Origin of the sequence: Serratia nematodiphila DZ0503SBS1, assembly GCF_000738675.1 — a bacterium.
GTDB classification, from domain to species: Bacteria; Pseudomonadota; Gammaproteobacteria; order Enterobacterales; family Enterobacteriaceae; genus Serratia; species Serratia nematodiphila.
This window is the reverse complement of record NZ_JPUX01000001.1, coordinates 204,547-216,806: the sequence shown is the minus strand read 5'-3', so window position 1 is coordinate 216,806 and position 12,260 is coordinate 204,547. Positions and strand designations below refer to the sequence as shown.

Sequence of the window (12,260 nt, the reverse complement as noted above, 5' to 3'; positions counted from 1 at the left end):
CGCCCTCACCGGCTGTTTTTTGCTCAGCTTCGTGATTGCGATCATATTTTTACACTCTGCCGCTTTTCGCTGGAACCGGTTCCATTTAACGTACCGGTAACAGCAGCGGCGGCGACAATGCCGCCTCAGGAGTCAAAATGAAAACAGAAATCATCGTGGTCACCGGCGCCTACGGCACCGATACCGTCAAACAACACGGCGGCCAGCGCGCGCTGTTGCCCCTCATCGCCGGCGCTGGCGCCGACGGGGTGGAGATCCGCCGCGAACTGTTCGCCGCCGGCGAGCTGGACAGCCTGCCGGCGCTGGCGCAAGAGATCGATCGCCAGCAGCTGTTTGCCGTCTACTCCGCCCCTGAGGCGCTGTTCACCCCGCAACATACGCTGAACCCCAACCTGCCGGCGCTGCTGGCGGAAGCGCAGGCGCTGAACGCGCGCCAGCTGAAGCTGTCCCTCGGTCATTTCCGCCCCGGCTTCGATTTTACCGAGCTGAAAGTGGCGCTGGAGCAACACCCGGTCAAGCTGGTGGTCGAGAACGACCAAACGCCGGACTGCGGCATTTTGTCGATGCTGAACGCCTTTTTCCACGCCGCGGAAGATAGCCATCTGCCGGTCAGCATGACCTTCGATATGGCCAACTGGCTGTGGGTGGGGCAAGACGCCTTCGCCGCCGCCGAGCGCCTGGCCCGCCACGTCGGTTACGTGCACGTCAAAGCCGCCACCCAAGGCCCGCGCGGCTGGCGCGCCGTCGCGCTGGACGATACCGACGGCAGCTGGCGCGATCTGCTGGCTCGCCTGCCGCACGATGTGCCGCGCGGTATCGAATTCCCGTTGCAGGGCGATGACCTGGAGGCCGTCACCCGTCATTACGTCAATATTTTGCGTGCGGAGTAACCCCATGATGACAACGTTAACGGCAACGACGGCGCAGCAGACGCCCCTGGATGTGGTCACGCTGGGCGAAGCCATGGCGATGTTCGTGGCGGCGCAAACCGGCGACCTGGCGGAGGTGGAAACCTTCACCAAACGCATCGCTGGCGCCGAACTGAACGTGGCGATCGGCCTGGCGCGTCTGGGCATGAACGTCGGCTGGGTCAGCCGCGTCGGCAATGACTCGTTCGGCCGCTTCGCCCTGCAGCAGCTGAAAAAAGAAGGCATCAACTACCGGCAGGTGACGGTCGATGGCCACTATCCGACCGGTTTTCAGGTGAAATCCAAAACCATCGATGGTACCGATCCCAGCGTGGAATACTTCCGCAAGGGCTCGGCGGCCAGCCACCTGTCGATTGCCGATTTTAACCGCGAGTATTTCGGTTCCGCGCGCCACCTGCACCTGAGCGGCGTGGCGGCGGCGCTGTCCGGCGAATCGCTGGCGCTGTGCCACCATGCGGCGCGCGAGATGCGCGCCATGGGCAAAACCATTTCGTTCGACCCCAATCTGCGCCCGGTGCTGTGGCCCAGCCGCGAGGTGATGATCGAGCAGCTGAACCAGCTGGCGTTCGCCGCCGACTGGGTGCTGCCGGGGCTGAAAGAGGGGCAGATCCTCACCGGCCAATCGACGCCGGAAGGCATCGCCGATTTCTATCTGGAACGCGGCGTGCAGGCGGTGATCATCAAAACCGGCCCGGACGGCGCCTGGTTTAAAACCGCCGCCGGCGATAAGGCGGCGGTGGCCGCAGTCAAGGTCGACAACGTGGTGGATACCGTGGGGGCGGGTGATGGCTTTGCCGTCGGCACCCTCAGCGCCCTGCTGGAAGGCAAAACGCTGGTACAGGCGGTGCAGCGCGGCAACAAAATCGGTTCGCTGGCGATCCAGGCCATCGGCGACAGCGAAGGCCTGCCGACCCGCGCGGCGCTGGCCGAATAACAATAAAAAAACGACTTCTCCGCATGACGTCAGCCTCTGGCCCTACAACCGGGACGCGTCGGGAGAGCATCTGCCCCTTCTTCTGGCATGCCGGGCGAAGGGGATGCAACACCACTGAAGGATACTGAACATGAACAAAGCGACTGTCGCGGCCAAACGCTGGTGGTACATCATGCCCATCGTGTTTATCACCTACAGCCTGGCCTATCTCGATCGCGCCAACTTCAGCTTCGCCTCCGCCGCCGGCATCAATGAAGATCTCGGCATCACCAAGGGCATGGCCTCGCTGCTTGGCGCGCTGTTTTTCCTCGGTTATTTCTTCTTCCAAATTCCCGGCGCCATCTACGCCGAACGCCGCAGCGTCAAAAAATTGATCTTCTGGTGCCTGATCCTGTGGGGCGGTTGCGCCTCGCTGACCGGCGTGGTGAGCAATATCCCGATGTTGGCCGCCATCCGCTTTATCCTCGGCGTGGTGGAAGCGGCGGTGATGCCGGCGATGCTGATCTACATCAGCAACTGGTTCACCAAATCGGAGCGGTCACGCGCCAATACCTTCCTGATCCTCGGCAACCCGGTGACGGTGCTGTGGATGTCTGTGGTGTCAGGATACCTGATCCACGCCTTCGGCTGGCGCGAAATGTTCATCATCGAGGGCATTCCGGCGGTTATCTGGGCGTTCTGCTGGTGGGTGTTGGCGAAAGACAAACCGGCGCAGGCCGGCTGGTTGAGCGCCAATGAGAAACAGGCGCTGCAACAGCAGTTGGACGAAGAACAGAAAGGCATCAAGGCCGTGCGCAACTACGGCGAAGCCTTCCGCTCACGCAACGTGATCCTGTTGTGCGTGCAGTACTTCGCCTGGAGCATCGGCGTGTACGGCTTCGTGCTGTGGCTGCCTTCCATCCTGCGCAGCGGCATGCAGATGGGCATGGTGGAAGCCGGCTGGCTGTCGGCGGTGCCTTACCTGGCGGCAACCATCGCCATGATCGTCGTCTCCTGGGCGTCGGACAAAATGCAAAACCGCAAGCTGTTCGTCTGGCCGCTGCTGCTGATCGGCGCGCTGGCGTTCTTCGGATCTTACGCCGTCGGCGCCAACCACTTCTGGATCTCCTACGGCCTGCTGGTGGTCGCCGGCGCCGCGATGTACGCCCCTTATGGGCCGTTCTTCGCCATCATTCCGGAAATGCTGCCGAAAAACGTCGCCGGGGGCGCCATGGCGCTGATCAACAGCATGGGCGCGCTGGGTTCGTTCTTCGGTTCGTGGTTCGTCGGTTACCTGAATGGCGCCACCGGCAGCCCGGCGGCCTCTTACATGTTTATGGCCATCGCACTGGTGGTGGCGGTGGTGCTGACGCTGATCGTCAAGCCCGCCCGCAACGAGATCCAGCCACAATTGGCTTGATCCGGTTATACTTTTTCTCTGTTAACCCAACCGGGGGGGCGCCATGCCCCCTTTGGCCCAGCTGGAGTTCGTGATGAAGCCTTCTATCGTATTGTACAAAAGCCTGCCCGCCGATCTGCGTGAACGTCTGGAACAGCACTTCACCGTGCACGCCTTCAACGGCCTGCAGCCGGAGAACCGCGACGAACTGCGCCAGGCGCTGCAGCAGGCCGAAGGGATCATCGGTTCCGGCGGTAAAATTGACGAAGCTTTCCTGCAGCAGGCGCCCAAACTGCGCGCGGCCTCGACCGTTTCCGTCGGCTACGACAACTTCGACGTCGAGGCGCTCAACGCCCATAACGTGCTGCTGATGCATACCCCGACGGTGCTGACCGAAACCGTCGCCGACACCATCATGAGCCTGGTGCTGGCGACCGCGCGCCGGGTGGTGGAAGTGGCGGAGCGGGTGAAGGCCGGCGAATGGCGTGGCAGCATCGGGCCGGACTGGTTCGGCGTCGACGTGCACCACAAAACCATCGGCATCCTCGGCATGGGGCGCATCGGTCTGGCGCTGGCGCAGCGCGCGCACTTCGGCTTCGGCATGCCGGTGCTGTACAACGCCCGCCGCACGCACGAAGAGGCGGAGCAACGCTTCAACGCCCGTCGCTGCGATCTGGATACCCTGCTGGCCGAATCGGATTTCGTTTGCATCACGTTGCCGCTGACCGAACAAACTTTCCATCTGATCGGCCGCGATCAGCTGGCGAAAATGAAGAAAAGCGGCATTCTGATCAACGCCGGCCGCGGGCCGGTGGTGGATGAGCAGGCGTTGATCGAAGCGCTGCAAAACGGCGTGATCCACGCCGCCGGGTTGGACGTGTTCGAGAAAGAGCCGCTGCCGGCCAATTCGCCGCTGCTCAGCATGCCGAACGTGGTGGCGTTGCCGCACATCGGCTCCGCCACCCATGAAACCCGCTACGGCATGGCCGCCTGCGCGGTGGATAACTTGATCGCCGCGTTGACCGGCACGGTGAAAGAAAACTGCGTCAATCCGCAGCTGTTGCGGAAATAACTCAGCGCGGCCGGTGGTCTGCGGATAACCGGCCGTGTTGCTCTTCCTGCTGCGGCGCGAACAGCGCCTGCAGCTGATGTTCTTCGGCGAAGTGCTGCAATTCGGCATCCTGAATTGCCCGAACGATCTCTTCTCGCCAGTTTTTGTCCGTCATCGCTAACCTCCTTTGATGTTCATCGTTTAATCTGCCGCAGCGCGCGCGCAAAGCCAAGCCGAATCAATCCGAAAACGCTCCGCCCTTCTCCTCCTCCCCGAAAAACCCTCGCAGGGAGGAGGCCATTTTTCCGCCGTTTGCCACACTGGCGCTACCCAGCGGAAAAAACGCTTCCTGCCACGCGTAAGGAGAGCCATGAAACTGTTACCCCTGCCCTTGTTGATACTGCTGTCGCCTTCGGCGCTGGCCGGCTGGACGTTGCCGGGTTTCCCGGCCTTCGACGAAACTGCCGCCGGGCTGTTCGCCAGCCAGGCCGCGCTGCCCAAAGGCCAGCTGCCGCTACGGCTGTATCAGGATAACCGCTGCTGGCAGCCGGCCGAGGCGGTGAAGCTTAACCAAACGCTGTCGCTGCAGCCCTGTGGCGCCCATCCGCCGGTCAGCTGGCGGCAGTTCCGCGCCGGCGATTATCAGGTGCGCATCGACACCCGCAGCGGCACGCCGACGCTGCAACTCAGCCTGAGCAGCGCGCCGGAAAGCGCCGCCGTTGCCGTGCGCAGTTGCCCGCGCTGGGACGGCAAGCCGGTCACGGTCGACGTCGCCTCCACCTTCGCCGAAGGCGAAACGCTGCGCGATTTCTATTCCGGCCAAACGGCGCAGGTGAGCCAGGGGAAAATCACGTTGCAGCCCGCCGCCGCCAGCGGCGGCCTGTTGCTGCTGGAATCCGCCGCCACGGCGAAACCGGCGGCGTTCAGTTGGCATAACGCCACGGTCTACTTCGTGCTGACCGATCGCTTTGAGAACGGCAATCCGGCCAATGACCACAGCTACGGGCGCCGCAGCGACGGCCTGCAGGAAATAGGCACCTTTCACGGCGGCGATCTGGCCGGCCTGACGCAGAAGCTGGATTATCTGCAGCAGCTCGGCGTCAACGCCTTGTGGATCAGCTCACCGCTGGAGCAGATCCACGGCTGGGTCGGCGGCGGCACCCAAGGCGATTTCCCGCATTACGCCTATCACGGCTATTACGCGCTGGACTGGACGCGCCTCGACGCCAACATGGGCACCGAACAGGAGCTGCGCACGCTGGTCGAGCAGGCCCATCAGCGCGGCATTCGCATTCTGTTCGACGTGGTGGTGAATCATGTCGGCTACGCCACGCTGGCGGATATGCAAACGTTCCACTTCGGCTCGCTGTATCTGCAGGGTGCAGAGGTGGAGAAAACCCTGGGGAAAAGCTGGAACGACTGGCGCCCCGGGCCAGGGCAAAACTGGCACAGCTTCAACGACTATATCAATTTCAGCGACAAGGCGGGCTGGCGCCCATGGTGGGGGAAAAACTGGATCCGCACCGACATCGGCGACTATGACGCGCCGGGCTATGACGACCTGACAATGTCGCTGGCCTTCCTGCCGGACATCAAAACCGAAGCGCCCGGCGCCAGCGGCCTGCCGCTGTTCTATCGCCACAAACCCGACACCGCCGCTCGCGACATTCCCGGCGCCACCACCCGCGATTACCTGACCGTCTGGCTCAGCCAGTGGGTGCGCGATTACGGCATCGACGGTTTTCGCGTCGACACCGCCAAGCACGTGGAAAAACCGACGCTGGCGCTGTTGAAGCAGCGCGCCACGGCGGCATTGGCGGCGTGGAAAGCGGAGCATCCGCAGCAGGCGCTGGATGACGCGCCGTTTTGGATGACCGGCGAGGCCTGGGGCCACGGGGTGATGAAAAGCGACTATTACCAAAACGGCTTCGACGCGATGATCAACTTCGATTTCCAGGACCAGGCGTCGCAGGCGCTGGGCTGCTTTGCCGACATCGATGCCACCTACCGGCAGATGGCCGAGCGGCTGCAGGATTTCAACGTGCTGAGCTACCTCTCTTCACATGACACCCGGCTGTTCTTCGCCAGCGACGCCAAAGGCTCGCAGGTGCGCCAACAGCGGGCGGCAAACCTGCTGTTGCTGGCGCCGGGGGCGGTGCAGATTTACTACGGCGATGAAAGCGGCCGCCCGCTCGGCCCAACCGGTTCCGATCCGCTGCAGGGCACCCGCTCCGACATGAACTGGCCTGAGTTGCAGGGGGAAAAAGCCTCGCTGCTGGCCCACTGGCAACGGTTGGGACAGTTCCGCGCTCGCCATCCGGCGATCGGCGGCGGCGTGCAAACCCCGCTGCCACACGCCGCCTACTACGCCTTCAGCCGCCGGCTCGGCGACGATAAGGTGATGGTGGTATGGGCCGGCGAACGGTCACAATAATCCAGCGTAATATGCTGACAATCGGCCGATGAGCGAAGCTTTTGCCCACTGGTCGATTTGTCGGCCGCATTGCAGAGGGATTTGTCTGGCGGTATGGTGGGGGATTACCTGCTAAAAAACAGTATTGCTACACCTATGACTTTCTCACTTTTCGGCGAAAAATTTACCCGTTATGCGGGCATTACCCGTTTGATGGACGACCTGAACGAAGGCCTGCGCACCCCCGGTGCCATCATGCTCGGCGGCGGCAACCCGGCGCAGATCCCAGAGATGGAAGCCTACTTCAAACAGCTGTGCCAGGAGATGCTCGACCAGGGCAAACTGACCGAGGCGCTGTGCAACTACGACGGCCCGCAAGGCAAGGATGCGCTGCTGAAAGCGCTGGCCAATCTGCTGCGCGACGAGCTCGGCTGGGAGATTTCGCCACAGAATATTGCACTGACGAACGGCAGCCAAAGCGCGTTTTTCTACTTGTTCAACCTGTTCGCCGGCCGCTACGCCGACGGTTCGCGCCGCCGCGTGCTGTTCCCATTGGCGCCAGAATATATCGGCTATGCCGATGCCGGGCTGGACGAAGGGCTGTTCGTCTCCGCCAAACCGAACATCGAGCTGCTGCCGGACGGCCAGTTCAAATATCACGTTGATTTCGAACACCTCACCATTGGCGACGACATCGGCATGATCTGCGTTTCACGGCCGACCAACCCGACCGGCAACGTGATCACCGACGAAGAGCTGATGAAGCTCGACCTGCTGGCGCAGCAGCGCGATATTCCGCTGGTGATCGACAACGCCTACGGCGTGCCTTTCCCCGGCATTATCTTCAGCGACGCCACGCCGCTGTGGAACCCGAACACCATCCTGTGCATGAGCCTGTCCAAACTCGGCCTGCCGGGCTCGCGCTGCGGCATCGTGATCGCCGACGAGAAGGTGATCACCGCGCTGACCAACATGAACGGCATCATCAGCCTGTCGCCGGGCAGCATGGGGCCGGCGATGGCGACGGAAATGATCGCGCGCGGCGATCTGCTGCGCCTGTCGAACGAGGTGATTCGCCCGTTTTACAAACAGCGCGTCGAACACACCATCGAGATTATCCGCCGCTACCTGTCGCCGGAGCGCTGCCTGATCCACAAACCGGAAGGGGCCATCTTCCTCTGGCTGTGGTTCAAGGATCTGCCGATCACTACCGAGGTGCTGTATCAGCGCCTGAAAAAGCGCGGCGTGCTGATGGTGCCGGGCCACTACTTCTTCCCGGGGCTGGAGCACGACTGGCCGCACACCCACCAGTGCATGCGCATGAACTACGTGCCCGACCCGGAGAAAATCGAGCGCGGCGTGGCGATCCTGGCAGAAGAGATCGAACGCGCGCATCAGGAAGGCTAATGCCAGCTGATTGAAAATCGACCTATAAAGATATACGATGCATATATCGTATATCTTTTTTTGGAGGGCTAGCGATGACTCGCATCGTGATCGATTTACCTGAAGAAGACCTGCGGCAGCTCGACAATCTGAAAAATATCCGCCACGTTCCCCGGGCCGAAATCATCCGTCAGGCCGTCTCCCGCTATCTGACGGAGAACCACGTTGAAGATCCCAGCAATGCTTTCGGGCTCTGGTCCGGGGCGATGGGAGATGGCGTGGACTACGAAAATCGTCAGCGCGAGGAGTGGGAATAATGGTGGCTCAACGGGCGTTATTCGACACCAATATTCTGATCGATTATCTCAACGGCATTCCTCAAGCCAAAGACGTTTTGACCGAATACCACACCAATCCGGCTATTAGCGCCATCACCTGGATGGAAGTGATGGTGGGTGCCAAAAAGCAGGGGCCGGCGCTGGAGCTGAAAACGCGCCAGTTTTTAGGGCAATTCCTGCTGCTGCCTATTACCGATGAAGTTGCCGAACGCGCCGTAGAACTGCGCCACTCACAGCATGTGAAGCTGCCGGACGCCATTATCTGGGCCACCGCGCAGGTGGGGTTCCGGACGCTCATCTCCCGCAACCCCAAAGATTTTGGCACTGACAACGGCGTGTTAATGCCTTACCGGCTGTAGTCGGGCAGCGCTATAGCGTCCAGAACAGCACCGCCAGCAGCTGCGGCGACATGATGCGCAGGAACATCGCCAGCGGATAAACGGTGGCGTAAGACAGCGCCGCGGCGCCGCTGGTGGGATGCAGACCGTTGGCGAACGCCAGCGCCGGCGGATCGGTCATCGATCCCGCCAGCATGCCGGACAGCGTCAGGTAGTTCATCTTGCCCACCGTGCGCGCCAGAATACCGACGCTCAGCAACGGAATCGCGGTGATCAAGGCGCCGTACCCGACCCACGTCAGCCCCTCGCCGTGCAGCAACGTATCGATGAAGTTACCGCCCGATTTCAAACCAACCACCGCCAGAAACAGCACGATGCCCAGTTCGCGCAGCGCCAGGTTGGCGCTCGGCGGCATAAACCAGTACAGCTTGCCGATGCTGCCGATGCGCCCCAGGATCAGCGCCGCCACCAGCGGCCCGCCGGCCAGCCCCAGCCGCAATGCCGCCGGGAAGCCGGGCACGAACAGCGGAATGGAACCGAGCAACACCCCGAGGCCGATACCGATAAAGACCGGCAGCATCTGCACCTGCTGCAGTTTTTGTTGGGCGTTGCCGACAATCGCCGTCACCGCATCGATGGCCTCCGGCCGGCCGACCAGGTTGAGAATGTCGCCAAACTGCAGCGTCACGTTGCTGCCGGCCACCAGCTCCACGCCGGCGCGGTTGAGGCGTGAAATCACCACGTCATACTTTCGCTTCAGGTTCAGATCGCGGATTTTCTTGCCCAGCACCTGCTCGTTGGTCACCACCGCCCTCACCACCTGCAGCGCAGTGCCGCGCGTCGACAGCGAGGCATCCACCTCTTCACCGATCACCAACCGGGCGTTCTCCAGATCTTCGCGTTTGCCCACCAGGTGCAGGTAGTCGCCAAGCTCCAGCCGCTCGTGCGGCGCCGGCACCATCAACAGCTCCCCGCGCTTGAGGCGCGAACAGACGATCGCTTCACCGTTGAGCAGCGGCACGCTTTTGATCGCCATGCCCTGCAGATTGGGGTTGCGCACCGCCACGTTGATGGCGTGCAGCAACTCGCGCTGATTGCCCAGGCTGCTTTCAAACGCCTGAGCCTCACGCTCGATGTTGATGCGGAAAAACAGCCGGATCAGCCACATTACCAGCAGGATGCCGCATATGCCGAACGGATAGGCCATGGCGTAACCCATCCCCATGCCGTCCACCAGCGCCGGATCGGAACCGAGATCGGTCAGGATTTGTTGACCGGCGCCCAGCGCCGGGGTGTTGGTGACCGCGCCGGAGAACACGCCGAGGATGATCGGCAGCGGCACGTCGAACAGCTTGTGTACCGCCGCCGCCACGATGCCGCCGGTCAGCACCAGCAGCACCGCGAAGGCGTTGAGCCGCAGACCGGAGACGCGCAGCGAAGAGAAGAAACCGGGGCCGACCTGGATGCCGATGGTGTAGACGAACAGGATCAGGCCAAACTCCTGGATAAAGTGCAGCATGTCCCCATTCAGGCTGATTTGCCCGCTCTGGGCAAAGTGGCCGACCAGGATACCGCCGAACAGCACGCCGCCAATGCCCAACCCAACGCCATACAGCTTCCAGTTCCCCATCCACAGCCCAATGACGGCCGCCAACGCCAACATGCTGACGGTCAGGGCGATATCGCTCATAGGTCACATCCTTGCCAAAGTTGAATATGGGATTTGCGGCCAAAGACACACAATTAACAAGGATTATGGCATCGGGCAGACGGGGGGACTGTGGCGTGCGCCACATAACGCAACGGGGGAGATCCGTTTGGATCTCCCCCGCATGATGATGACCGTTTTTCAGCCGGTTATTTCGCTTCCAGCTCCGGCGTCGCGCCGATAGCGATGCGCTGAGGCTGCAAGGCTTCCGGCACCTGACGCACCAGATCGATGTGCAGCAGACCGTTTTCAAATTTGGCTTCGGACACCTGCAGATGCTCCGCCAGGGTGAAAGTCAGCTGGAACTCTTTGCACACCAAGCCCTGATGCAGGTATTCAACCTGTTTTTCCGGCGGCGTGGGTTTACCGCTGACGGTCAGCCGCGGCCCTTCCACTTCGATATTCAGTTCGCTCTGCCGGAAACCGGCCAGCGCCAGAGAAATGCGGTAGTGATTGTCGTCACTTTTCTCGATGTTATACGGCGGGAACCCCTGGGGTTCCTGGCCGCCCATTGAACTGGCCAATTTATCAAAACCAATCCACTGACGCAGAAGCGGGGATAAATCGTAATTACGCATAGGAACAACTCCTTTCATTAAGCGAGATGTGTTTACTCAGCCCCCTGACGGCAGGCTAATCATGACTTCATATTTACCGGCAGCGTACCTGCCGGCGAAACGGAAATTTATTTAATTTCGATGCGGCGCGGTTTTAATGTTTCCGGCACGATGCGTTGCATGTCGATATACAACAGGCCATTCTCCAGTTTGGCGCCTTTAATTTGAATATGTTCGGCCAGCTGGAATTTACGCTCGAAATTACGCTCGGCGATGCCCTGGTATAAATAGGTTTTTTCTGCCGGTTCATTGTTGTGCGCCCCGCGCACGATCAGCAGATTGTCCTGTGTGGTGATCTCCAGCTCCTGCTCGGCAAACCCGGCTACCGCGATGGCGATCCGATAATGATTTTCATCCACCAGCTCGACATTATAAGGGGGATAACCGCCGTTGCCCTGACTCTGGCCAGCCTCCAGCGCGTTGAACAGGCGATCGAAACCGATGGCGGAACGGTATAGCGGGGAAAGATCAAAATTACGCATAAAACAGCCTCCTAAGGCACTTCAGCGAGGTTGAAATAAATACGCCTTCCACTCTGGACAGGCTAATTAAGCCAGAATTCCCTTACGGCGAATTCTCAATTCGGCTCTAATGATAAAATGGGGGTTGCTTTCATCAATTCAACAGGCGAGGATCAAAAAAAACTTGCACCAATAAGGTAAAAGTTTTTTTACCACTTACACTAAAGTGAGAGAGCCGCCACAGAGCGGGATTTTGCTTCTTTTAAAGCAACAACAGGATGTTATAAATCAGCTTAATTTAGGGGAACAGCAACCCTGCAGGATGGATTAATGACGACGATGAAAGCGATAGCGACGGGCTGCATGTTGTTGGCGACCAGCGGTTGCTCCAGCGTAATGAGCCATACCGGCCCGAATCAGGGTTACTATCCCGGCACCCGCGCCAGCGTGGACATGCTGAAGGACGACAACACCAGCTGGGCGATGATGCCGCTGGTGGCGCTGGATCTGCCGTTCTCCGCGGTGATGGATACCGTGCTGCTGCCTTACGACTATCTGCGCTCCGGCAACGACGCCACCGCAGACTCGCCAAAAGCGCGTATCCTGCGCAGCGAGCAGCAGAATTTGGCGGCGACCGGCAATCCCGGCCAGGGCGACGACAGCACCGCCACGCACTAATCGCGCACGCAGCGGGTCATCAGGCTCGT

The 12,260-nt window shown here is 60.9% G+C and carries 13 protein-coding genes; 9 read left to right on the top strand and 4 right to left on the bottom strand.

Annotated features, from left to right (window positions below; genetic code table 11):
- Nucleotides 1-137: 137 nt before the first annotated feature.
- The 4 genes from JL05_RS00965 to ghrB all read left to right on the top strand — a co-directional run bounded on the left by JL05_RS00965 (nt 138) and on the right by ghrB (nt 4,313).
- Entirely contained in the window at nt 138-890 is a 753-nt protein-coding gene (locus tag JL05_RS00965; RefSeq protein ID WP_033631401.1) for a sugar phosphate isomerase/epimerase family protein, read from the top strand.
- 7 nt (nt 891-897) lie between these two features.
- On the top strand, nt 898-1,863 hold the full coding sequence (locus JL05_RS00960; RefSeq protein WP_033633515.1) for a sugar kinase: 966 nt from the start codon (nt 898-900) through the stop codon (nt 1,861-1,863).
- A gap of 130 nt (nt 1,864-1,993) precedes the next feature.
- Nucleotides 1,994-3,262: an MFS transporter gene (locus tag JL05_RS00955; RefSeq protein ID WP_033631400.1), complete on the top strand. Its 1,269-nt coding sequence runs from the start codon at nt 1,994-1,996 to the stop codon at nt 3,260-3,262.
- A 73-nt stretch (nt 3,263-3,335) separates the two neighbouring features.
- The gene (gene ghrB / locus JL05_RS00950; RefSeq protein ID WP_033631399.1) at nt 3,336-4,313 is read left to right on the top strand and encodes a glyoxylate/hydroxypyruvate reductase GhrB; all 978 of its coding nucleotides are present in this window, start codon (nt 3,336-3,338) and stop codon (nt 4,311-4,313) included.
- Between the two features lies 1 nt (nt 4,314).
- Here ghrB and JL05_RS25555 read toward each other — a convergent pair whose 3' ends face one another.
- Nucleotides 4,315-4,467 (bottom strand): hypothetical protein, encoded by a 153-nt coding sequence (locus tag JL05_RS25555; protein WP_015376155.1) that lies wholly within the window; start codon nt 4,465-4,467, stop codon nt 4,315-4,317.
- A gap of 195 nt (nt 4,468-4,662) precedes the next feature.
- On the opposite strand from JL05_RS25555, the gene JL05_RS00945 reads away from it, so the two are divergent.
- From JL05_RS00945 to JL05_RS00930, 4 genes are all read left to right on the top strand, one after another.
- On the top strand, nt 4,663-6,726 hold the full coding sequence (locus JL05_RS00945; RefSeq protein WP_033631398.1) for an alpha-amylase: 2,064 nt from the start codon (nt 4,663-4,665) through the stop codon (nt 6,724-6,726).
- 135 nt (nt 6,727-6,861) lie between these two features.
- Complete coding sequence (locus JL05_RS00940) at nt 6,862-8,112, top strand: valine--pyruvate transaminase (protein ID WP_004933935.1); 1,251 nt, start codon at nt 6,862-6,864, stop codon at nt 8,110-8,112.
- A gap of 74 nt (nt 8,113-8,186) precedes the next feature.
- Nucleotides 8,187-8,408 (top strand): ribbon-helix-helix domain-containing protein, encoded by a 222-nt coding sequence (locus JL05_RS00935; RefSeq protein ID WP_004933932.1) that lies wholly within the window; start codon nt 8,187-8,189, stop codon nt 8,406-8,408.
- Entirely contained in the window at nt 8,408-8,788 is a 381-nt protein-coding gene (locus tag JL05_RS00930) for a type II toxin-antitoxin system VapC family toxin (RefSeq protein ID WP_004933929.1), read from the top strand. The genes JL05_RS00935 and JL05_RS00930 overlap by 1 nt, the downstream gene beginning before the upstream one ends.
- 10 nt (nt 8,789-8,798) lie before the next feature.
- Here JL05_RS00930 and JL05_RS00925 read toward each other — a convergent pair whose 3' ends face one another.
- The 3 genes from JL05_RS00925 to ibpA all read right to left on the bottom strand — a co-directional run bounded on the left by JL05_RS00925 (nt 8,799) and on the right by ibpA (nt 11,574).
- Nucleotides 8,799-10,457, bottom strand: a complete 1,659-nt coding sequence (locus JL05_RS00925) for a putative transporter (RefSeq protein WP_033631397.1) — start codon at nt 10,455-10,457, stop codon at nt 8,799-8,801.
- A 167-nt stretch (nt 10,458-10,624) separates the two neighbouring features.
- Nucleotides 10,625-11,053 carry a small heat shock chaperone IbpB gene (gene ibpB, locus JL05_RS00920; RefSeq protein WP_004933922.1) on the bottom strand — a complete coding sequence of 143 codons (429 nt, stop codon included), beginning with the start codon at nt 11,051-11,053 and terminating at the stop codon, nt 10,625-10,627.
- Between the two features lie 107 nt (nt 11,054-11,160).
- The gene (ibpA, locus tag JL05_RS00915; protein WP_004933919.1) at nt 11,161-11,574 is read right to left on the bottom strand and encodes a small heat shock chaperone IbpA; all 414 of its coding nucleotides are present in this window, start codon (nt 11,572-11,574) and stop codon (nt 11,161-11,163) included.
- Nucleotides 11,575-11,883: 309 nt separating this feature from the next.
- On the opposite strand from ibpA, the gene JL05_RS00910 reads away from it, so the two are divergent.
- Complete coding sequence (locus JL05_RS00910; protein WP_033631396.1) at nt 11,884-12,231, top strand: YceK/YidQ family lipoprotein; 348 nt, start codon at nt 11,884-11,886, stop codon at nt 12,229-12,231.
- The last annotated feature ends 29 nt before the right edge of the window (nt 12,232-12,260 follow it).

Bases quoted from the DNA above. Each gene is read 5' to 3' on its own strand.
- JL05_RS00960 (WP_033633515.1), top strand. From the start codon at position 898: ATGACAACGTTAACGGCAACGACGGCGCAGCAGACGCCCCTGGATGTG.
- ibpA (WP_004933919.1), bottom strand. From the start codon at position 11,574: ATGCGTAATTTTGATCTTTCCCCGCTATACCGTTCCGCCATCGGTTTC.
- JL05_RS00955 (WP_033631400.1), top strand. From the start codon at position 1,994: ATGAACAAAGCGACTGTCGCGGCCAAACGCTGGTGGTACATCATGCCC.
- JL05_RS00910 (WP_033631396.1), top strand. From the start codon at position 11,884: ATGACGACGATGAAAGCGATAGCGACGGGCTGCATGTTGTTGGCGACC.
- JL05_RS00945 (WP_033631398.1), top strand. From the start codon at position 4,663: ATGAAACTGTTACCCCTGCCCTTGTTGATACTGCTGTCGCCTTCGGCG.
- JL05_RS00925 (WP_033631397.1), bottom strand. From the start codon at position 10,457: ATGAGCGATATCGCCCTGACCGTCAGCATGTTGGCGTTGGCGGCCGTC.
- JL05_RS25555 (WP_015376155.1), bottom strand. From the start codon at position 4,467: ATGACGGACAAAAACTGGCGAGAAGAGATCGTTCGGGCAATTCAGGAT.
- ibpB (WP_004933922.1), bottom strand. From the start codon at position 11,053: ATGCGTAATTACGATTTATCCCCGCTTCTGCGTCAGTGGATTGGTTTT.
- JL05_RS00940 (WP_004933935.1), top strand. From the start codon at position 6,862: ATGACTTTCTCACTTTTCGGCGAAAAATTTACCCGTTATGCGGGCATT.
- JL05_RS00935 (WP_004933932.1), top strand. From the start codon at position 8,187: ATGACTCGCATCGTGATCGATTTACCTGAAGAAGACCTGCGGCAGCTC.
- JL05_RS00965 (WP_033631401.1), top strand. From the start codon at position 138: ATGAAAACAGAAATCATCGTGGTCACCGGCGCCTACGGCACCGATACC.
- JL05_RS00930 (WP_004933929.1), top strand. From the start codon at position 8,408: ATGGTGGCTCAACGGGCGTTATTCGACACCAATATTCTGATCGATTAT.
- ghrB (WP_033631399.1), top strand. From the start codon at position 3,336: ATGAAGCCTTCTATCGTATTGTACAAAAGCCTGCCCGCCGATCTGCGT.